This window comes from Candidatus Methylarchaceae archaeon HK02M2, assembly GCA_024256165.1.
In the GTDB taxonomy this organism is placed as follows: Archaea; Thermoproteota; Nitrososphaeria; order Nitrososphaerales; family JACAEJ01; genus HK02M2.
Genome location: JAKLZG010000002.1, coordinates 12,535 through 33,531, shown reverse-complemented (window position 1 = coordinate 33,531; position 20,997 = coordinate 12,535). Strand labels below are relative to the sequence as shown.

Below are 20,997 nucleotides of genomic sequence, written 5' to 3'. Positions count from 1 at the left end.
GAAGGGGCCCTATTCTTAGGTGCATCCTTGCTAGGAATTTACGTTCAAACCATATAACGATTATAGAGAACAGCAAGGTAAATGCTGTCCCAGGAAAGATCAAAACCTTTAGGAAAAGTTCGATGAGTTCGGCAAAACCTAACCCTAGCATCTTCTCACCTATCCACATCCAACGGTATATAATCGAAAGTTATGAATATAACGGGTATATCTCCAAGCGGTATATTTTTACATAGATGAGGTAGTGCTGGAAGGTTTCTAAAAGAAGGTGTGCTGATTTTCAATCTGTAAGGCTTGCTCTTTCCATCACTTATGAGATAGTAACCGAACTCTCCCCTAGCTGATTCAACCCTGCTATAGGTTTCTCCTTTAGGTGCGGTTGGCGGGGTTCCTACTTTTAAGGGGCCTTCTGGTATTTCTTTTAATGCTTGCCTTAAAATGACTATACTTTGTTCGATCTCTTTTAATCTCATAGACGCTCTATCATAACAATCTCCATTCTTGCCTATGGGAACTTCAAAGTCGAACCTATCATAAACTTCATACGGTTCATCTTTTCTGACATCAGCCTTCACTCCAGAAGCTCTAAGGTTAGGTCCAACTATCCCTAATCTTATCGCATCTGAAGGTTTTAAGATACCTACGTTTTTAAAGCGCATCTCGAAAGTACGATTCCAAGCCATCATCTTATAATAATCTTCAAGCCTCTTCTCAAGATAGTCGAGCCTTTTCAAAGCTTCTTCTTTAAACCCATCAGGCATATCCCAGCGGACTCCACCTATTGTAGGATATGTATAGGTTATTCTTTGACCAGATAGTTGAACTAGTAAGTCTAATATCAATTCTCTCTCATTTATGCACCACATCAACATAGTCTCAAACCCGGCTGAAATGCCTACCAGGCATACAGCATATAGGTGACTTGCGATCCTATTCAGCTCAGCTACAATAACCCTTAGATACTTTGCCCTCTCGGGTATCTCCACACCCATTAACTCTTCTACAACCTCAACATATCCAAGAGTTGTACCAATGGCATCACAATAGCTATTGATTCTCTCGACAACAGGTATATTCTGGAGATATATTCTGTTCTCTACTAACTTCTCTATTCCTCGATGTGTGTACCCTACATCCCATTCAAAGTTTAAGACTTCATCACCATCAACATCAACCAGAAACCTAAAATGACTTGTTACTGGGTGTTGCGGTCCCATGCTCAATCTCATAACAGGCATAATCTTTAACTCCCCATTTTACTCTTGAGGTTTTTTAGGGAGGACAAAATCCTTTCTTAATGGAGGTATTCCATCCCAATCTTCAGGAAGAAGTAGTATGGACAGATTTGGATGCCCCTCGAACTTTATCCCAAACATCTCCCATGTTTCCCTCTCAAAATAGAGCGCCCCTTCCCATACTCCAATGAGGGACTTTAGAACTGGGTTATCCCTTGGGATTCTTGTTCTCAAACCAATTAAAATCTTTTTATCGATCGACCAGACATGGTAAATTACTTCAATCTCCTTCTCATTTATGTAATCCACACCCGAAACTGAAGCTATATGGTCAAATCCTAGCTGATCTCTCAAAAATATTCCTAGATCATAGATTTTATCCCTCTTTACAGATATCGATACTCTTCCCTTTCTTTGAACTTCAGTGTCTAATACATCATTAGGGAAGCTGGCCTTTACGTTTTCAACAACTTGATCTTCTACTGTATTTCCACTCATTTTTCATCAATTCCTTCTTTCTTGATCTTTTCTTGTAGCATCTGTATTCCCTGAATCCAAGCTTCAGGTCTTGGAGGACACCCCGGTACATACACATCGACCGGTATCACCTTATCAACACCTTGAACAACGCTGTATGAGTCCCAATAGAATCCGCCTGTAGCCGCGCATTCTCCTAAAGCTATTACATACTTTGGTTCTGGCATTTGATCATATATCATCTTCACCCTTTTCGCCATTTTCTTTGTAACCAAACCTGTTATAAATAGCAGATCGCACTCTCTCAAACTAGGGAAAGGAAGTGTACCGAAACGTTCTGTATCGAACCTAGAACATGCCCTTCCCATATCTTCTGGACCACAGCATCCTGTCTCTAAATGTACAGACCATAGTGACCATGCCCTGCCCCAATTGAATATTTTTCGAAGAAATTTTATACTCATGAGCCAATTTCTTATTTTTGGAAACAACTTACTTCCTCCATAACTTGAAACGTCTTAAGGCATCTGATGCAACTAACGCCACCAATGTCAATATGCCTATTGTTATGAACGGAATCCCTATCGGACCAAACAACTTTGTTTTCAATTCAAGGTCAGCTAATCCCGGCGCAGAAACAAGCATGAGGATCGCAAAAGCTGTAAATACACCATATATGAGTACATAAGGGTAATATTGTATTGTAATCCTCATATGTGCTTCTCCCACTGGTACTTGTCCACAAGCGAATGACATGTTCTTCTCTGTGCTTGGCTTTTTTTCGCCTAAAAGTAAACCTGCACTGTAAAGACCTATAGGGACTACAGCCGACAGAATGAAGTATATCGTCAAAGCCAATAAATCAAAGTAATTTGAATCCATCCCTTGTCCCCCTCAGCTCCATACGACGTTTTAATGCTTTTTTATTAAACTTTTTGATTAAAAGCAAAAACAAAGGATTTAAATTCCTAGAATTTTCCCATCAGGGAGTGGATGGTAGGGGCTATCTATGGCTGAAATTTATGAATTTATATTAATTGGGTTGACTCTATTTACAGCCTTCCTTTCCATCAAACTTAAAAGAACAATCCATTCTGTTATCTCTTTTCTCTTTATGAGCATTTTTGTCGCTCTTCTTTTCATAATGCTCAGCGCACCTTACGCTGCTGCTTTTCAGATCCTTATTTACGCAGGAGTTATAGTAATTCTGATCTTGGTAACTCTGCACACGATTAAAAAGTGGTGAGGAGCATGTCTCAGATAGGAAGGTTTCTTGGCGCAATCACTGTCGTTTTCTTTATCATATTTCTTATGCCTTTGATCCTCCCTATAGCATTGTTCGTACCTACTCCTGCCCAGCCACCTCCTTTTATTGATGACCTATTTGCTATCTTTTGGGGGTATAGATTTTTTGATATGATCTTCCTTGCTTTTGCCATCTTCGCTACAATCGTGGGCCTCTCTATCTTATTTCGGACTGAAAGTTCTGAGCTCCCTGTTGAAGAATCTGTTACTGAAGGATATGTAGAGGAGGAATTCGAAGAGGAGGAATAAATTATGATCAACGATTTCACTTTATACGTTATGACTGCAATATTTTTGTATATTATAGGAATTTACGGTATAGCTATTCGGAAAAATATGGTAAGAACGGTTATAGGTCTTGAAATTATCACAGCAAGTGTTAATTTGAATTTTTTGGCATTTACGTTACTCGATCCAAAATTGATACCTCTAGCACAGTATTTCGTCGTAATCTCGATAGTCCTTGGTGCTGCTGTTGCCAGTTTAGCATTGATGTTAGTGATCCAAGCTTACAGGCTTTATGGCTCTGCAGACCTTAGAAAGCTAAGTAAATTGAAGTGGTAAATCATGTCTGAATCTTGGATAGTCTTACAACCCATTATTATACTCTTGGCAGGCGCTCTCTTACTTCCAATAACAGAATTCTTGGGCATTAAATTTGAAAAGTTTAGGGAAACTGTAGCTGTCATAATTTTCGGATTATCGCTGTATAGCGCATTAGGTATCTATATGGAGGTTCAGATACTTGGACAACTTACTTACTCTTTCAGTCCCTTTGTACCTCCAATTGGTGTAGACTTTTTTGTTGATCAATTTAGCATCTTTGTGGCATTGCTCTTTATTCTTTTGGGCCTCTTGATCTCGATATACTCGATTAAATACATGGAAGCTGACACTGGTCTTGATAAATATTATTCCTTACTTATGACTCTGGTTGCAGGTCTAGTTGGAATCTCATTTGCAGGAGATCTATTTAATTTATTCATCTTTTGGGAAGTTATGAGTCTCTCTTCTTACGCTTTGGTAGCATTTAAAAAGTACCGCTGGGAGGCGATAGAGGCAAGCTTCAAATACCTTGTCATGAGTACCATAGGATCACTAACAGCCTTATACGCAATGTCAGTCCTTTATGGTTTGGCTGGAACTTTGAATATATCCCAACTAGCATCTATAATCCCAACTTTGGAAACTTATCCTCCACAATTACCATACTTCATCATCGCCACAATAATAGTGGGTTTTGGTGTAACTGGCGCGATAGTACCGTTCCATTCTTGGCTTCCTGACGCTCACCCTGCAGCCCCGAGTGGGATAAGTGCAATGTTATCTGGCGTTGTGATCAAAGCCGGTATTTATGCTATAGCGCGAATCCTTTTCTCGATATTTATCCCAACGGCTTTTGACTTTGGAACTGCCTTGATACTATTTGGTATCATCACGATTACTGTGGCTAACTTCATGGCTCTTCTTCAAAGAGATATCAAGCGCCTTCTAGCTTATTCTAGTATTGTCAATATAGGCTACATCATCTTCGGCTTTGGAGTGGGCGCATATGCTTTACATGTTTATGGTGTTGGTGGCTCAAGTATAGCTGCTTTGGCTCTAATGGGTGCCATCTTCCATATATTTAACCATGCTATAGGCAAGGGTCTCTTGTTCCTTGGTGCTGGTTGCTTCATACATAAATCTGGTACTAGAGACTTACTTGAGTTGGAAGGTGTTGGGAAGAAGATGCCTTGGACAGGAACTTCTTTCTCGATAGGGCTCTTGACGCTAGCCGGGGTTCCACCTTTGAGTGGATTCTGGAGCAAGCTCTTCATAATACTCGCGGGTTATTCAATACTGGAAAATTCCTTTATGGTTATCGTCACAAGTATCGTTGTACTCAATAGCATTTTTGCTGCGGCTTATTATTTGTGGCTTCTACAACGCGTAATGTTAAGAGACCCTAAACCAAGGATAAAAGGAATTCATGAAGTATCTATTTTGATGGTTATCCCTATCGTCATATTAGGTTTGATAACTATTATTATTGGATGTTGGCCCTTTGAGATTATCAATTTTGCAGATGTAGCTGCCCGATCGCTATTAGGCATATTAGTGGGTTGATGAAAAATGGAGCCAATAACACCTACTATAGGAATAGAAACACTCCCAGCTTGGTTATGCTGGTTATTCCCGATGATAGGTGCTCTCTTAACCCCGATATTGGTAAAGATTCATCCTAAGGTAAGAGACTATGGCGCTGTCTTCTTCTCCTTCTTATCATTCCTTATGGCTGCCCTACTCATTCCGCTTTTATTTACGATAGAGTCTTTACCCAAGTGGGAAGTACTGCCTTGGATCGATTTGGAAGGTATTCCAATATTATCTCAGATCGATATGGGTGTTCTTATAGACCCTCTCAGTATTATTATGGCCAATGTTATCGCTGCAATAAGCCTCCTGATAATGATTTATTCATTAGGCTATATGAAGGGAGACACAAGCCTGACTCGGTACTGGTTCTTCATGAATTTCTTTATTGGGAGTATGATCCTTCTCGTTATGTCAGAAAATTTGATTTTAACTCTCTTTGGATGGGAGGGTGTAGGTCTCTGTAGTTATGCTTTGATAGGATTTTGGTATAAGGACTCAAAGGAAGATTACCTTAAATGTTGGGTAGGAGAGCCACCAGAAGCATATCCCCCCTCGCATTGTGGGATGAAGGCTTTTATCACAACGAGAATTGGAGACTTGAGCCTATTATTGGGCGCTTTGATAATAGTTGCCTTCACTGGAACATTGAGTTATATTGGGCTTCTTGAAGAGGTTCAGCACTTACCTCATGAATTTATATGGGTTTTGGTTCCAGCTGCGATTTTACTTTTCGGTGGCCCTATAGGCAAGTCAGCTCAACTTCCATTGATGGAGTGGCTACCAGATGCCATGTCAGGTCCAACAACAGTCAGTGCACTTATACATGCAGCTACGATGGTCAATGCCGGAGTATACCTTGTTGGTAGAATGTTCCCAGTAATGCATTTAGCTTCAACGATTTACCCTGAGATGATATCATTCTTTTATGTAATTGCATGGATAGGTGTATTAACTGCGTTTGTTGCTGGAACACAAGCTATGGCTTCAAATGAGATTAAAAAGGTCCTTGCCTACTCTACAGTTAGCCAGCTAGGATACATGATGCTAGCGCTAGGAGTTGCTGGTACGACTCTCGAATTTGCCCTAGGCTATTCGGCTGGGGTCTTCCATCTTATGAGCCATGCCGTATTTAAAGCAGCTTTATTCCTTACAGCTGGTGCAGTTATCCATGCTGTGGAGTCAAGATTCCTACATGATATGGGCGGAATAAAAAAGGAGATGCCGATAACATTTTGGTGCATGTCACTAACTGCCTTCTCGTTGATGGGTGTACCTTTACTATTTAGTGGATTTTGGAGTAAAGACATGATCTTAGAGTCTACCCTCTTGTCTGGTCAACCACTAATTTTCGCTTTAGCAGCCATAACGGTTGCTATAACATGTTTTTACAGCGTTAGACTGGTCGCTTTAACCTTTTTAGGTAAAAAGAGTGATCGTATCCATGAATTAGAAAATGAAGGTCACCATGTACACGAAGCACCAAAAGTTATGTGGCTTCCATATGCTATCCTAGCTGCTATAACGCTGGCTTTCGGCATTGGCAGTATCTTCCCATACAATGGTATCGGTATCTGGTTAGAGAATATATTCGAGGGTTATTTGGGTAATCTGATAGGAGTTGAACACACCCACTCCTCTCTATCTTTATCAGCAGCTGAGGGCGCATTACCCCATGAATTGGCGGTCTATATGACGATAATAACATCATTGGTGATGCTCGCTATAGGTACATGGCTAGCTTATAGACTCTATGTAAAGCGATCTGTAGACCCAGTTAATCTCGTTGGAGTTAGACCTATGTTAAAATCACTATGGACTTTTCTATTTAGAAGATGGTACATAAACGCTTTCTTTTACAAGGTCTTTATCTACCCTACTATCTCCATCAGCAGATGGGCTTTGAATCATATAGAGAAAAATGGAATCGATAAGTTCAATTATGTGCTGGCAAATACTGCAAAAGGCTTCTGTAACCGCTTTAGAAGAAGCCACACTGGACTCCTAAACTATAATGTCATCGGCATGATCCTTGGCTTTATCTTCCTAATTATATTGATGTTTATGGTTTTTGCGTGGTGAATATGATCGAAGACAACTCCTTCATATTGATGCAGGCAATACTCATACCCGCTGCCTTTTCTCTTGTTGCTTTAATCGGTGGTAAGCGCCTTAAAGAGAAGACTGGTTGGATATCATTCATAGTCTTACTTTACTCCTCATGTCTTTTAGGGTATATTCAATTACAGTTATTCTTAGACCCGACATTTGAAGCGCTTGAAGCTTCATATGCTTGGCTTCCTGATATAGGAACCTTAAGCCTTGGTAACTTCACTTTAAGAGCAGACGGTCTCAGTACACCTGTAGCCTTAATTATAGCAATACTTTGTTCAGTTATCTCTATATATTCAATAAAGTATATGGCGCATGAGCACGCTCTGGATAAATATTTTGCTCTTTACCTTCTATATGCATCAGGTATGATTGGTACTGTTCTTGTAACGAATTTAGCTGCTTTCTTCCTATTCTTTGAGCTCATGTTAATACCATCTTGGGCTTTGATAGGTATATGGGGTACAGGACTGAAAGAGAGAGTGGCATTCAAATACTTCATGTTCACAGAAGCTGGCGCTCTCTCATTACTCGCTGGAATAGTCGCTACAGGCTTCATAGCGAACACATTTAATATATTTGAAATATCTCAAGGCATTGAGGGAATTGCTTTAGGTACTCAACTAGCTATTGTAATAGCTATTTTATTAGGCTTATTCGTGAAGATGGCGATTTTCCCTCTTCATACATGGCTTCCAGATGCTCACGCTGAAGCCCCAACGCCAATAAGCGCACTTCTTTCCCCTGCTATGATAGGAATTGGCGGATATGCAATGATAAGGATTGTCTATACAGGCTTTCCAGCAGTTGTCACCACTCAAACACCGCAATTCATGCTTATCCTATCTGTTTTAGCTTTGGTAACGATGGTATATGGAGGTTACATGGCTCTAGCACAAGATGATATCAAGAGACTCCTTGCATACTCAAGTATAAGCCAGATGGGCTATATGCTGTTTGGTATAGCATCAGTCTCCACTATAGGTGTTCTTGGTGCAGTTCTACTTTATGTAAGCCACGGTTTAGCTAAAGCTGTACTCTTCATGGTTTCAGGTGTTTTAATCCATCAGTTTAATACAAGAAGTATAAAAGAGCTTGGTGGCCTTGGTCCAAAGATGCCCTATACAGCAGTTGCCACGCTTATTGGTTTCCTTGGATTGATGGGTTTTCCATTCATAATAGGCTTCTGGGCTGAATTATATATCTTCACAGGTTCTATGTATACCGCTCTTCAAGGTTTTAGCTATCTTATCGAGCCGAATACAATTCGCATTCTTATAACGTCTCTAGCAATAATTGGCTCGATATTAACTGCTGGCTATGGCTTATGGACTGTGCGGAGAGTCTTCTATGGTCAACCCACTGAAAAAACTAGAGATGCTAAGGAAGGGTCTGTAGTCATGCTCGCTCCGATGATAATCCTTGCTACTCTTGCAATAATTCTTGGTATATATCCTGGACTAGTAGCCATAGGTGCATCTGGATTTCTATCAGAATTATTGAGTAGTCTTATACCAATCCTATAGTTAAAAACATTATCTATACGAAATCATAAAATCAGCAAGATCGAATAAGTGCTCTTTAGCTTTTGTGTTACTCAATAAATTTAACTTCTGCTTGGCTCTGATTATATATGTCTCAGACATCTTTTTTAAGTAAGATAGTTTGTCGAGATCTTTCTTTATATCTAAAGCGTTTGATGCTTTATCTTTTTTATTCCAATCGAGTAGATCATCTTGTAATTGGTAAGCTAAGCCTAAGAAATAACCATAACTGGAAAGAGCCTTTATCTCATTATTTGTCCCACCACCTATTATGCCGCCTATCTTTGCAGATGCTTCAAAAAGTGAGGCAGTTTTTTGAGAGATCAAGTTTAGATATTCTTCCCAACTCAAACGATAAATTTTAGGATCAATCTTTAATTCTTGGAATTCTCCATCACACATGCGAAGAGCAACTGACGATAGCTCTTTTCCTACCCTTTTATCCTTATATCTCAAAGCGATATCGAGTATTATCCCAAAGACAAAGTCTGCAGTCAAGATTGATGCACCTAAACCATACTTGATATGGAACGCTGGTCTATCACGTCTTAGAATCTCTTCATCTAGAATGTCATCATGAATCAAGGATTCTGTTTGTAAAAGCTCGATAGCTATCGCAGCCGATAAAGGTTCAACATCATTTCTGCCTATGCTCTCAGCTGAAAGTAGGAGAATGATAGGTCTTATCCTTTTGCCTCCCTTTAAAGCGTAGCATAAAGGTTTATAGAAGTGAGATTGTGTATAATGTTCTAACTCTGTATTTAAAGCCTTCTCTATCTGAGAGCGATAATCCTTCATCTTCTCCTTAAGAGTACTAAATGTTAATAAGCTTTCATCCTTCACAGAAAGGCAACCCCATCATTCGTGGGTTTACTATCATACTATATTTACATTTTTATAATCTGTAAATGACTCTAAATCATTCTATTTCAGCTATCGCCACAATAAAGACAGGACCTCTTAAGTCAATTCTTTTATTTTTACTTGTAATAAATTTCAATGCATCTTCTCTCACTTTAATATTAAGGTCCCCAGCAGTACTTGTCATAGCCCTTTTCATAACAAATCCTTCCTCACCTGACTTTATAGCTTCCTCAATATCGTAGGCTATAGCTGCAGCCAAAGAATCGATATATCTAATTCCAGTTTTAATCCCTTGATCTCTCGCTATTTTTATTAACTCTTTTTTTGAAAGCACATCTTTTTTTGGAATTCCAAGTATATTGCCATCATAAGCCACAATTTCATTAAAAGCTGCCCTTCCCAGAAGTTTTTTCCCTTTTTCACTCTGGACTAGCTTTAGTATTACCTTCCTTCCAAGAATCTTACCATCATATGCAGTATGTTCACAAGGACTAGGTATATCTCCAAATTTTTCACTCGCTTCAATTATTGCATGTTGAATATTCTTCCCCTCTTCTGTCTTAGGGACTTTATCTATAGTTACAGAAGAGGCTATCTCTTCATCAGAAAGTTCTATCTTGACATAGAACTGAGGATATACTAATTTACGCACATCTGAAAAGCCAAAGATAACCATCGCCAATCTCTCTGCTCCCAAACCTAAGTTTAAGACTGGATACATTATTCTATATTTTTTAAGGACATCATTGTTATAAATTCCAAAGTCTGCAACTTCGACCCAGTCTTTTTGCCCTTTCATCTTCACAAAGACCTCAGTTTCGGTATTCTTTTCATAATAGCTAGCGCTCCTCTTTTTCTTTTCATACTTGACCACTGTTATTCCAAACGGCTTTAATAACCCTCCAACAATTTGCTTTATCTGCTCTTGATCTACTTGTCTATCCATGATGACGCTTGAAGCTGAATGGTAGCTTCTAAGATGAGTTGCATCCAAAGCTTGTTCTCTACGGAAACATAGGTCCACCGAAAAAAGCTTGATCGGTAGTGACTCTTTATCTTGAAACTCTTTTAGAGTTAAAAACCATCCTGATGTCATATGACTCCTAAGGGTTAGATTTGTGACATTAGGTCTTTTATGCTTTAATTCAGGGAAGGCACTCAGAACCATCAAAGCTTTATCTTCATTTATTGATAGAGTTTCAGCAATTTTAGTGACCAATTTATCACTATCGAAAAAACCTTTCTTATAATTATGGAAGACTTTTTGTAAGATGATCTTCTTTTTAGGTTCTATATCGACCCATTTTTTAATAGTATCTAGCTTCTCTTGGTTGATTCCTATGTCAGGTCTAGGTAATGTTGAAAGATAAAAACATCGATCTAGTATAGTTGGAGCTTCATTACCCCATTGCTTATAGATATCCCTCTCTTCTATGAAGATAGGATTATAAACCTCTTTGAAACCAAGATCGACATAAGTATGCCTAAGCTTTTCAAGAACATCTGAGAGTATATGCTTTCTAACTCTTTTTGATTTTGAAGACAATAAATACACTTCCTTTATATGATCAACTTAACCATTTAATTATCTACTTTTAAAGGTCCTATTTAAAAAAAACAAAGATGATAAATTATTTCAAATCAGCAAATTGCCCAAGATGAATTACAACCTCGATCCTTGATTTATCGATAACATATAGACATTATACCACATAAAGTTTATAGCGCTGTTATCTTACGCTGAAATCTAACGAGTAAATGCCGGGGTGGCCGAGTGGTTAGGCGGCAGGCTGCAGTAGTTCATGTGTAGAAACCTGCTTTATGCAGGTTCGAATCCTGCCCCCGGCTCTAGAAATTCCGATTATTCTTAATTCTTAATTCATTTCGCGATAATTTCTGGCTTTTTCCTGATGTAACGGTCATCCTTGATCTTTCTTCCAGTTCTCTTTTCCCATTCTTCAATAGAAATTCCAAACTCTCTCTGGATTTTATCTCTATACCATTCTGGGATAACATTGAAAGCACAAAATGGAATTATTCTACCGTCTGGAACTAGATAATGTATGCCACACCTAACCACTCTCTGGATATCGTAGTTATACTTGTCTTGAAAATGCATCATCCCTATAAAAAGTGCTTTATGATGGAACACGCCCAACGCTTTATAATTATGCTTCCAAAGAGCATTGAATATTATTTTTGATAGGTTCAGTCCTTTGGGTTGCTTCTCTTTATCCACGAACTTATTGAGCTTTGATAGTGCCTTTATAGCTACCCAATATCTATTTTTGCCCTTATTTATCTCATCTGCTTTTTCTGATAAGTATTTAAAAAAACCATCTATATCTATAAATCTGGTCAAGGGAATCAACTTATCTTCTTCTCTGAAGACATAAGTGGCAGCACCACACACAAAATGAACAGAAAGCTCATAATGGGACCTTCCTGTTAAAGCTTCCACAAATTTGCTTACAGGGTCTGTGCATGGTACTGGATAAAAATCATTCTTAGCTATCTCTCCATCGGTCTGCTCCTCTATTCTTTGTACTACATCTGGAATAGTTATTCTATACTTATCTCGCTCAGCTTTAGTCAGTCTGCCAGTGAGAGATACGGGCTGAAAGTTGACACCTCGAACCACATCTATATTCTTTGATGCATACTTGACTATACCTCCAACTTCATGGTCGTTCACACCTTTAATAATGGTTGGAACGAAGACTATCCCGAGATCTGCATTTCTACAATTATCTAAAATTGTGGATATTTCCCAATGGTTCTTAGGGTTGGTATTTGGAGTTAAACCATCGAAACTAAGATAGATTGTGTTTGTGCCAGCCTCCTTGATTTTTCGGGCTAATATAGGATCAGTTGCAAGCCTTATCCCATCTGTATTTACTTGAACATGATCTATATCCTCCTCTTTTATTATCTTTATGATCTCTATCAGGTCATCTCTAAGGCATGGTTCACCTCCTGTCAATTGCACAGCGTTACCAGGCACTGGCTTCTGATTCCTTAGATTTTTCGCCATCTCTCTTATTTGATCTAAGCTAGGTTCATAGATATACCCTGCTTTTTTTGCATAGAAAAAGCAGTACCAGCAGGCCAAATCACATCTATTAGTAACAACTATATTTGCTAAAGTTGTGTGGGTTAAATGCTCTTTACATAGACCACAATCAGAGGGACAATTTACAACATCTTTTTGTATGATGGGATTGCTGACTCCTTTTCCTTTAATATTATATCTACTGGCATTTTGATACATTTCGTAAGATCCCCAGTATAACTCCTCTATCCTTCCATGATCTTGACATTTCTTTTCTATCCAAACCTTGCCATTTCTCTCAAATATCGTGGCTGGGAGAACCTTGTTGCATTCAGGGCAGATGCTTTTAGTCTCCTTTATGAAGTTCATGTTCTCATCTCTAAGAATATCCGATTCGGAAATAAGTCGGTATTTCAGCCCTTTTAAATGATTTGATAAAATTGGATATAATGAATGATTACATCAATCTTGGCTTCTGAAGATAACCTTGTATTCTTTTAAAAAGCTATCATAGGAATCAGAAGCATGTATCGCGTTTTCTGTTATACTTGTACCAAAATCACCACGAATTGTACCTGGCGGGGCCTTCTTCGGGTTCGTAGTACCTATTATCTTTCTTGTTATAGCACGTACTTCTTCACCCTCAATTATCGCTGCAACTACAGAACTAGAGGTAATAAACGGGATAAGATTATTGAAGAAAGGCTTCTTCGTATGTATTGAATAAAATTTTTTTGCATCTTCTTCAGATAATCTCATCATCTTCAACTTAATGATTCTGAATCCACTGTCTTCGAATCTCTTAAGAATTGCTCCTATCAAGCCCTTTTTGATAGCATCTGGCTTGATAAGAATTAATGTTTGGTCTTCCATCACTCTTTTCCTTTTTTATAACGTGTAGTCCACTTTAACTTACGGGGATCTCTTTTTAGCTTTAATGAGTTCTTTCTACATTTTGAAGAACAATACCAGTGTATGGAACCATCTTTTTTCACGAACATTGTACCAACGCCTAGTGGCACTTCCTTGCCACAAAAGTTGCACTTTTTCAAGCTGAGCATTTGTCGGCACCTATTTTATCTTTCGAGCTTCTCGTTCAGTTTCTCGGAGCATTAAAATGTCTCCTAATCGAATAGGACCCTTCACATTTCTAGTCAATATCCTTCCTTTGTCTCTTCCTTCCATCACCCTTACTCTGACTTGTGTGATCTCACCTGCTACACCTGTCCTACCTACAATCTGTAAAACTTCTGCTGGAGTAAGTTCTTCTTCAGACTCTGATTGACTCATAGAATGAACCTCTGTAACCCATGCAAGGAATTAATGTAAATATAAGCTTTCATATAAATTAATTTATATAGATATAAATGTTGTAGACAGATTAAAGAGACAAAAATGGCGATTTTAAAATTCAACATCGATATTTTACTAACTTTTTATTATCTTGATAAAGGGTTTAGGTAACTTATGGGAAAGCTTATAAAACCTGATACGATCCTTATCCTTGATTTTGGTGGTCAATACAGCCACCTTATAGGAAAGAGGGTTAGGGAAAATAAGGTCTACTCAGAGGTATTCCCATGTGATATATCTCCAAGGGAAATAAAATTACTTAATAAAAAACTCAATATTAAAGGAATCATCTTATCCGGTGGGCCCTCAAGCGTGTATGATAGAAATACTCCAAAATTCGACTCGAAGATATTTGACACAGGTGTGCCCATCTTAGGATTATGTTACGGACACCAATTAATAGCCTATTTGAATAATGGAAAAGTTCAGCCAGGGGCTGAAGAATACGGTTTGACGCATGTTGAAATAGATAAACCAGTTGATGTGCTTCAGGGTTTGAGTAAAAAAGAGATTGTATGGATGAGTCATAGCGATTTTGTATATGAACTACCTAAAGAGTACGAAGTCTTATCACATTCAAAAAACTGTCCAATTGCTGCCTTTAAGCATAGGGAAAAACCCATATTCGGTTTACAGTGGCATCCCGAAGTCGTCCATACAAAGAATGGAACTCTAATGATAAAAAATTTCATCTTTAAGGTTTGTGCTTGTATACCCAACTGGATTCCAGAAAGTTTTATTGAGAAAGCAATAGATGAGATAAAGTTATTTAAAAATAATAAGTGCATCGTGGCTCTGAGTGGAGGGATTGATTCAAGTACAACAGCTGCCTTGGCTTCAAAGGTTATTGGAAGGAATTTAACAGCAGTTTTTATAGATCATGGTTTTATGCGTAAATCTGAAACAGAATTCGTAAGGAAGACTTTTAAAAAATTCGGTATGAACTTAGTAATTGTTGATGCAAAGAAAAGATTTATGAAAAAAATTAGAGGAGTAGTAGATCCTGAACAAAAAAGGAAGATTATCGGAAAAGAGTTCATAAGGGTTTTCGAGAAAATAGCAAGTGAGGTTGGAGCAGAATACCTTTTACAAGGAACGATTTACCCAGATAGAGTTGAATCAGGAGTAAGGAGAGACTCAGATAAGATAAAGACTCATCACAACGTCGCTGGCTTACCGATTAAAATTAAATTTAAAACAATCCTAGAACCATTAAAGGACCTTTACAAAGATGAGGTAAGAAAAGTTGCAGAAAAATTAGATCTGCCTAGAGAGATTGTTTGGAGACAACCATTTCCTGGTCCTGGTTTAGCGGTTAGAGTTGTTGGTGAAGTTACGGAAGAAAAAATAGGTATAGTCAAAAAAGCAGATGATATAGTAGCTCAGGAGCTAGAGAAATCTGGTATTAATGAAGGCTTATGGCAATATTTCGCTGTTTTGACAAATACCAAGAGCACAGGAGTTAAAGGCGATGCAAGGGCTTATGGATACGCGATTGTCATAAGGGCTGTTGAAAGTAAGGAGGCCATGACAGCTAGTTTCGCAAAAATTCCTTATGATATTTTAGAAAAAATATCAACAAGAATAACGAATGAAATACCGCAGATAACTAGAGTTGTATATGATATTACACATAAGCCACCTGCAACAATAGAGTGGGAATGATTTAGAATAATAAATGAACATTTAAACAACTTCTATATGAAAAAGTATATATATGTTTAATATTTTTCTTTTGATGTAGAAATTTGGACAAAGAAAGTGTAATTTCTGAAATAAAAAAGAAGAATGTGAAATATATTGATCTACAGTTCGTAGATATAATGGGGCAACTCAAGACATGTGCGATAACTGCAAAAAGACTACCTAATGTATTAGAAGAAGGTTTATGGTTCGACGGCTCTTCTATAGAGGGTTTTGTTAGGATCTTCGAAAGCGATATGTTCCTTATGCCCGAAATAGAAACTTATGCGATATTGCCATGGACAGATGGGAAAATTGCTAGAATAATGTGTGATGTTTACCTCAGTGAAGGTAAACCTTTTCCAGGCGATCCACGGTTCATTCTCAAAAGGATGTTGAGAACGGCTTCTAAAATGAATTTCAATTACAAAGTAGGACCAGAACTTGAGTTTTTCATATTTAAGAATAATGCTACTGGCCAGAGGCCTGAACCTCACGATACAGCTGGTTACTTTGATTTTTCAACCAGAGATCTTGCTTCAGATCTTAGGCGAGAAGTTGTATCCGATTTGGAAGCTATGCAAATAAAAATTGAAATGAGCCACCATGAGGTTGCTCCAGGACAGCATGAAATAGATTTTGAATACGATAAGGCATTAACTGTAGCAGATCGTGTTACGACATACAAAGCTGCTGTAAAAACAGTGGCTATGAAGTACAATTTATTTGCAAGTTTTATGCCAAAACCTATTTTCGGAATAAACGGCTCTGGTATGCACGTGCATCAAAGCCTATGGAAAGATGATAAAAACGATTTCTATGATCCTAAAGGAATAGGGAATTTATCTGAAACTGCAAAACAATTTATCGCAGGGCAGTTAGCACATGTACGAAGTATGTCAGCAGTAATAGCTCCAACCGTAAATTCGTATAAAAGGCTTGTTCCAGGATATGAAGCACCAGTTTACATCTGTTGGGGGAGAGTTAACAGATCAGCACTGATAAGAGTTCCAAATACACGGAAAGGAAAAGATTCTTCAACAAGAGTCGAACTAAGATGCCCTGATCCTTCTTGTAATCCTTACTTAGCCTTTACAGTAATGCTAGCAAGTGGTCTAGACGGTATAAAGAATAAAATGGTTCCTCCTGAACCTGTCGAAGAAGATGTATACCATTTTGATGATAAAAAACTTGAGGAGCTATATATAGAGACTCTACCAGGATCACTAGGAGAAGCGATAATAGAAATAGAAAAAGACAAAATCTTACAAGATGCTCTAGGAGAGCATATTTATAATAAGCTTATTGAAGCGCAAAAAAGACAGTGGGATGAATATAGAATACAAGTAACTGAATGGGAATTAAAACAATATCTCCACATACTTTAATTATATAATCTATAAAGCGCCTCCCATTGTAACAATAGATTGACTATCTAAACGATAGGTGTGAGTTTGACTTCATTTTCAATTAAATTCACTGCGTAAAGACCTGTTTTAGGTCTCATTCCATAAATGACTAGAGCATTAGTAAGGTCTTTAAATACGAAATGAGATTCCATTGTATGCGTTACATATTCTAAGAATTCCATACCTCTTTTCATAGTTCCGATGATGATGGTTCCACTTTCTTCAGCATAATTAATAATAGATTCAACTAATGCGAGTGTTTTGTCAGACCCAAATCGATTTATAAGTGTATCAAAACCAAGGAAAATAAATATTCCATTCTTAAAATGTTTAGTATTATAGTTTTTTTCTACAATCTCTCGAATGATCTTTATTTCGCTTTCAGAATTATTTGACCGAGGTCGATGTAGAATAGCTTCATGTAACAATTCAGAAGGGTATTTTTCACCTATTGAAGGAATTATGAGTATCCCTCCATTATTCAATATAATATTCCAAGCAATTTGTGTATGTATTTGTAAATATCTTTTATCAACGCTATGTTCAATCTCGAATAAATTAAAACTTCCCTTTTTGAAACCTCCTGTTATATTATCAAATTCAAAGATGCCTGATGAAATTCGATCTTCAGAAAGATTTGCAATCTTTGTTGGTCTAACAGATAAATCTTCATAAAATGGAGGAAAGGACAGAAACCTCCCATCTTTCAAGGTGAAAGCATATCTTCTATTTAAAATTTCAATTCCTCTCAACTTTTTAAGTTCCATCTCCCTGGCAAATCGTTTTTCGAGGCGATCTTCATAAACACGTCCAGCTTCAGCTTCACCATAAACGTCTGTAGCCGTCAGAATAACAACACCATCTACTAAAAAGTCAAGAAAAGATCTTTTATCTGTCTCTTCTATTAATATCGTTTTGCCTTTTATAAGATAAGTTGTCATAATAATCGCTTTTGCAATTCTTATTTGATCTTTAGGATCCATTTCTGAGGACATAGCATTCCAAGTGTCAAGTATGAGTAAAGGGTGTTCCATCTTCAGTAATTGATCTCTAAGTCGGTTTAAAAGACGTTCAGGGCTTTCCTGACGTGTTTCTAAAAATCTTATTTCCTCAGGGCCTAGCACTAATTTATTCTTCAGCCAAGGATAATAATCGTAAAGAATAGGTGGCGGAGTTTTCGTAGAGAAAAAAATACAATCAACCGGATCAAGGCATCGCAGTATTTCTAATGCGAGGGTAGTTTTACCTGTCCCAGCGTCACCTTTAATAAGCAAAGTATGTCCTATTTTAAGGAAATATTTTAGTTCTTCCGATATTCTTAGAAAGCGAGTCAAGAAAAATCACCCCAAGGTAAATTTAAGAAGTCCTATCGAACTCTTCGGCTACTAGTAATCTTATAATTTCAGTGTTATTCTTTATACCTTTCCGTGACTTAATTAAATTAAACTTTTTAGCAAGATCTCCTTCCAAAACTACTCTGATGATAATCTTGTTATTATAAGTATTTTTTAGTTCCATTTTATCACTTTATATTTTTATAAAAGACATAAGATTTATAAATATTTCTATATTTAAAAAATAGTACGGGGAGGGGATAAGAAAATATTAAGTATAAATTTAGATATACCAAGAAATAGAGAAAATGAACTAGTTTATAAAATCCTCAAAGTCTTAGATACTGCAAAAAGTCCAGTTCCTTTAGGTTATATCTCATTACATACTGCAATTAAAGAGCCTCTTGAAATTTTAGAAAATATGGAAGAAAAAGGTTTAATCCATCGTTATCTACCTCCAAAGAGTATATCATATGTTACTTACTCTTTGTATCCCTTATATGAGATAACCTAGAGTATTTGTCATATTCTATATAGATTTAAATAATAAAATTAATCGATATGAAAAAGCCTAATGTTCTTAGATGATATACCAATTGAGTTAGATCATGTTAACAGAAAATATATCAAAAAGAAGGTAATAAGAATAAAATGAATGATTTTACTAATGTGAAATCTCTAAAAGGGGAACTAGAAAGAATCCTTTACAGTCAAGATCAAACTGAAATTCCCTTAATAATTAAAAGTCTATTTTCCAAAACACCTGAAGTTGTTATCCAACCTAAAAATACTGAAGATGTTGTATTAATAGTAAAAGAAGCCCATGGGAAGAAGATGCCAATTATTCCAAGAGGAGCTGCGTCTTCAGCATTTGGTGATATATTACCTATGAAAGGAGGAATGATCTTAGATCTTTCTAACTTAAGAACTATACAAAGTATGAATGAGCTTGACAATACAGTTACTATTGAGACCGGAGTAAGATGGGATGACCTTGAGTATTTTCTTAAACCTAAAGGGTATGCTGTTAGAACCTATCCATCAAGTTGGTTTTCAACAGTTGGAGGTTGGATTTCTACTGGTGGTTATGGTATTAATAGTTACAAGTATGGTCAAATTAAAGATCAAGTAAATAGTTTAAGAGTTGTTTCTTATAATGGGCAAGTCAAAATTTTAAAATAAATTGAGCCAGAATTTGCTTATTATTTTGGAACTAATGGGCAGATGGGAATTATTTTAAACGTGAAATTGAAAATAAGGAAACGTCCAAGCATTTCAATTCCACGTTTATTTCAATTTGATGATAGCACTAAATCCTATCAATTTATTGAAGAATTGATCGATAACGAAATAGATGCATCACATATAACGCATTACAATAGTTACCATATGAGACAATTAAACAGATTACTTAAAGAAGGCTATCCTAACGTAAACTGTTTTTTTAAGGAGAAAGATAGTGTATTGATTCATCTCGAAGATCTAGGGTCTGAAAAAGCACTCCTCAAATGCATTGAAGAGGAACCATATCAAAGTGAAAATCATCTTGCCTATAAACTCTGGAACGAGCGATTCTTCACTATGAGTATAAAAAGGTTTGGCCCTACACTTCTGGCTAGCGAACTTATATTACCAATATCCAAACTACACGAATTTATTAAAAAAGCATGCAAACTTGGGAAAAGTTGTGGAATCGAAATATCGACGGAGAGTCATATTGTGAATAAAAAAGAAGCTTTAATTATTTCTTCATTTCTTTCAAATCAAAAAAATACATTAGGGTATTTCACACATCTCGTATTAGTGATGATGCTTTTTGAATTAGGACTTGAGTTGAAAGGCAGAATATATAATGTTGGAGCATGGATGACACCATTTGTAGAAAAAAAATTCAGACGAGACACATTTATCAAATTAAAAAGGTATAAGGGAGAGGAAGACCCGCTTAATTTAGGTAACCCAGGTAAGTTTTTTTCATTAAAATCACAATATTTAGATTTTCCATCAGAATTTTTGAATCCAGCAACCAAAATCACACTAAAAATTCTGAGATCATTTTCACCTGTCTTTGGAAAAATCTCAGCTTTTTTACAAAAGCATAGTTTTCAAGATAATAAACCCCACAGTATTATAGAGAAAACGATTTTAGAATGTGCGAAATGTGGCTCTTGCGTCCCAGTGTGCCCTGCATATATTGTAAGTGGAGATGAGAGCGTTACAGCTAGGGGGAAATTATTTTTTATAAAAGAGTACATGAGTAAGAATGTTTTCACAAAATTAAATTCTGAAAAAATGTTTTTGTGTACACATTGTAAAGCTTGTGAGAAAGTATGTCAAACTCAATTGGAGCTCATGAATATTTGGGATTTATGGGAAAGACATTTAGAAAAGAAGTTTGGAAGACCAACCGAAGTTGTAGCAAGATTTGTAGAAGATGCAGAAGAGAATAAGAAGTATCAAGAATTGAAGAAGAGAGGTATCGTTTGTAAATAA

At 37.0% G+C, this 20,997-nt stretch carries 20 protein-coding genes, 1 tRNA gene and 1 pseudogene; 11 read left to right on the top strand and 11 right to left on the bottom strand.

Annotated elements, in window-relative coordinates:
- Nucleotides 1-155: 155 nt before the first annotated feature.
- The 4 genes and pseudogenes from L6N96_00195 to ndhC form a co-directional block, all read right to left on the bottom strand.
- Nucleotides 156-1,238, bottom strand: coding sequence for an NADH-quinone oxidoreductase subunit D (locus tag L6N96_00195; protein ID MCP8322586.1), 1,083 nt, complete (start codon nucleotides 1,236-1,238; stop codon nucleotides 156-158).
- An 18-nt stretch (nucleotides 1,239-1,256) separates the two neighbouring features.
- Entirely contained in the window at nucleotides 1,257-1,733 is a 477-nt protein-coding gene (locus L6N96_00190) for an NADH-quinone oxidoreductase subunit C (protein ID MCP8322585.1), read from the bottom strand.
- Nucleotides 1,730-2,146: pseudogene (gene nuoB, locus L6N96_00185) on the bottom strand (NADH-quinone oxidoreductase subunit NuoB). The gene L6N96_00190 and the pseudogene nuoB overlap by 4 nt, the downstream one beginning before the upstream one ends.
- Nucleotides 2,147-2,204: 58 nt before the next feature.
- Nucleotides 2,205-2,594 carry an NADH-quinone oxidoreductase subunit A gene (ndhC, locus tag L6N96_00180; protein MCP8322584.1) on the bottom strand — a complete coding sequence of 130 codons (390 nt, stop codon included), beginning with the start codon at nucleotides 2,592-2,594 and terminating at the stop codon, nucleotides 2,205-2,207.
- 127 nt (nucleotides 2,595-2,721) lie between these two features.
- On the opposite strand from ndhC, the gene L6N96_00175 reads away from it, so the two are divergent.
- Genes L6N96_00175 through L6N96_00150 form a run of 6 tightly spaced genes read left to right on the top strand, consistent with a single transcriptional unit; the run spans nucleotide 2,722 to nucleotide 8,791 of the window.
- The gene (locus L6N96_00175) at nucleotides 2,722-2,958 is read left to right on the top strand and encodes an NADH-quinone oxidoreductase subunit J (protein ID MCP8322583.1); all 237 of its coding nucleotides are present in this window, start codon (nucleotides 2,722-2,724) and stop codon (nucleotides 2,956-2,958) included.
- A 5-nt stretch (nucleotides 2,959-2,963) separates the two neighbouring features.
- Nucleotides 2,964-3,266, top strand: coding sequence for an alkaline shock response membrane anchor protein AmaP (locus tag L6N96_00170; GenBank protein ID MCP8322582.1), 303 nt, complete (start codon nucleotides 2,964-2,966; stop codon nucleotides 3,264-3,266).
- 3 nt (nucleotides 3,267-3,269) lie between these two features.
- Entirely contained in the window at nucleotides 3,270-3,581 is a 312-nt protein-coding gene (locus tag L6N96_00165) for an NADH-quinone oxidoreductase subunit K (protein MCP8322581.1), read from the top strand.
- Between the two features lie 3 nt (nucleotides 3,582-3,584).
- Complete coding sequence (locus L6N96_00160; protein ID MCP8322580.1) at nucleotides 3,585-5,126, top strand: hypothetical protein; 1,542 nt, start codon at nucleotides 3,585-3,587, stop codon at nucleotides 5,124-5,126.
- A gap of 6 nt (nucleotides 5,127-5,132) precedes the next feature.
- Entirely contained in the window at nucleotides 5,133-7,235 is a 2,103-nt protein-coding gene (locus L6N96_00155) for an NADH-quinone oxidoreductase subunit L (GenBank protein MCP8322579.1), read from the top strand.
- Between the two features lie 2 nt (nucleotides 7,236-7,237).
- Nucleotides 7,238-8,791, top strand: coding sequence for an NADH-quinone oxidoreductase subunit M (locus L6N96_00150; protein ID MCP8322578.1), 1,554 nt, complete (start codon nucleotides 7,238-7,240; stop codon nucleotides 8,789-8,791).
- A gap of 9 nt (nucleotides 8,792-8,800) precedes the next feature.
- Here the strand turns inward: L6N96_00150 and L6N96_00145 are convergent, their stop codons facing one another.
- Both L6N96_00145 and sepS read right to left on the bottom strand, forming a co-directional pair.
- Nucleotides 8,801-9,652 carry a polyprenyl synthetase family protein gene (locus L6N96_00145; protein MCP8322577.1) on the bottom strand — a complete coding sequence of 284 codons (852 nt, stop codon included), beginning with the start codon at nucleotides 9,650-9,652 and terminating at the stop codon, nucleotides 8,801-8,803.
- A 76-nt stretch (nucleotides 9,653-9,728) separates the two neighbouring features.
- Nucleotides 9,729-11,219: an O-phosphoserine--tRNA ligase gene (gene sepS / locus L6N96_00140; protein ID MCP8322576.1), complete on the bottom strand. Its 1,491-nt coding sequence runs from the start codon at nucleotides 11,217-11,219 to the stop codon at nucleotides 9,729-9,731.
- Nucleotides 11,220-11,433: 214 nt separating this feature from the next.
- Between sepS and L6N96_00135 the strand changes: the two genes are divergently transcribed.
- Nucleotides 11,434-11,521: transfer RNA gene (locus tag L6N96_00135), tRNA-Cys, on the top strand.
- 31 nt (nucleotides 11,522-11,552) lie between these two features.
- Here L6N96_00135 and L6N96_00130 read toward each other — a convergent pair.
- From L6N96_00130 to L6N96_00115, 4 genes are all read right to left on the bottom strand, one after another.
- Nucleotides 11,553-13,094 carry a radical SAM protein gene (locus L6N96_00130; GenBank protein ID MCP8322575.1) on the bottom strand — a complete coding sequence of 514 codons (1,542 nt, stop codon included), beginning with the start codon at nucleotides 13,092-13,094 and terminating at the stop codon, nucleotides 11,553-11,555.
- A gap of 93 nt (nucleotides 13,095-13,187) precedes the next feature.
- Nucleotides 13,188-13,598: a nucleoside-diphosphate kinase gene (gene ndk, locus L6N96_00125; protein ID MCP8322574.1), complete on the bottom strand. Its 411-nt coding sequence runs from the start codon at nucleotides 13,596-13,598 to the stop codon at nucleotides 13,188-13,190.
- Nucleotides 13,598-13,786 (bottom strand): 50S ribosomal protein L24, encoded by a 189-nt coding sequence (locus L6N96_00120; protein MCP8322573.1) that lies wholly within the window; start codon nucleotides 13,784-13,786, stop codon nucleotides 13,598-13,600. Before L6N96_00120 ends, ndk begins: the two co-directional genes overlap by 1 nt.
- Nucleotides 13,787-13,796: 10 nt before the next feature.
- The gene (locus L6N96_00115) at nucleotides 13,797-14,015 is read right to left on the bottom strand and encodes a 30S ribosomal protein S28e (GenBank protein MCP8322572.1); all 219 of its coding nucleotides are present in this window, start codon (nucleotides 14,013-14,015) and stop codon (nucleotides 13,797-13,799) included.
- A gap of 177 nt (nucleotides 14,016-14,192) precedes the next feature.
- Here L6N96_00115 and guaA point away from each other — a divergent pair, with 177 nt between their 5' ends.
- Together guaA and L6N96_00105 are read left to right on the top strand one after the other, a co-directional pair.
- The gene (guaA, locus tag L6N96_00110; protein ID MCP8322571.1) at nucleotides 14,193-15,743 is read left to right on the top strand and encodes a glutamine-hydrolyzing GMP synthase; all 1,551 of its coding nucleotides are present in this window, start codon (nucleotides 14,193-14,195) and stop codon (nucleotides 15,741-15,743) included.
- A gap of 83 nt (nucleotides 15,744-15,826) precedes the next feature.
- The gene (locus L6N96_00105; protein ID MCP8322570.1) at nucleotides 15,827-17,149 is read left to right on the top strand and encodes a glutamine synthetase beta-grasp domain-containing protein; all 1,323 of its coding nucleotides are present in this window, start codon (nucleotides 15,827-15,829) and stop codon (nucleotides 17,147-17,149) included.
- A gap of 47 nt (nucleotides 17,150-17,196) precedes the next feature.
- Here the strand turns inward: L6N96_00105 and L6N96_00100 are convergent, their stop codons facing one another.
- Nucleotides 17,197-18,504 (bottom strand): hypothetical protein, encoded by a 1,308-nt coding sequence (locus tag L6N96_00100; protein MCP8322569.1) that lies wholly within the window; start codon nucleotides 18,502-18,504, stop codon nucleotides 17,197-17,199.
- 651 nt (nucleotides 18,505-19,155) lie between these two features.
- On the opposite strand from L6N96_00100, the gene L6N96_00095 reads away from it, so the two are divergent.
- Together L6N96_00095 and L6N96_00090 are read left to right on the top strand one after the other, a co-directional pair.
- On the top strand, nucleotides 19,156-19,686 hold the full coding sequence (locus L6N96_00095) for an FAD-dependent oxidoreductase (GenBank protein ID MCP8322568.1): 531 nt from the start codon (nucleotides 19,156-19,158) through the stop codon (nucleotides 19,684-19,686).
- A 42-nt stretch (nucleotides 19,687-19,728) separates the two neighbouring features.
- Nucleotides 19,729-20,997, top strand: a complete 1,269-nt coding sequence (locus tag L6N96_00090) for a 4Fe-4S dicluster domain-containing protein (protein MCP8322567.1) — start codon at nucleotides 19,729-19,731, stop codon at nucleotides 20,995-20,997.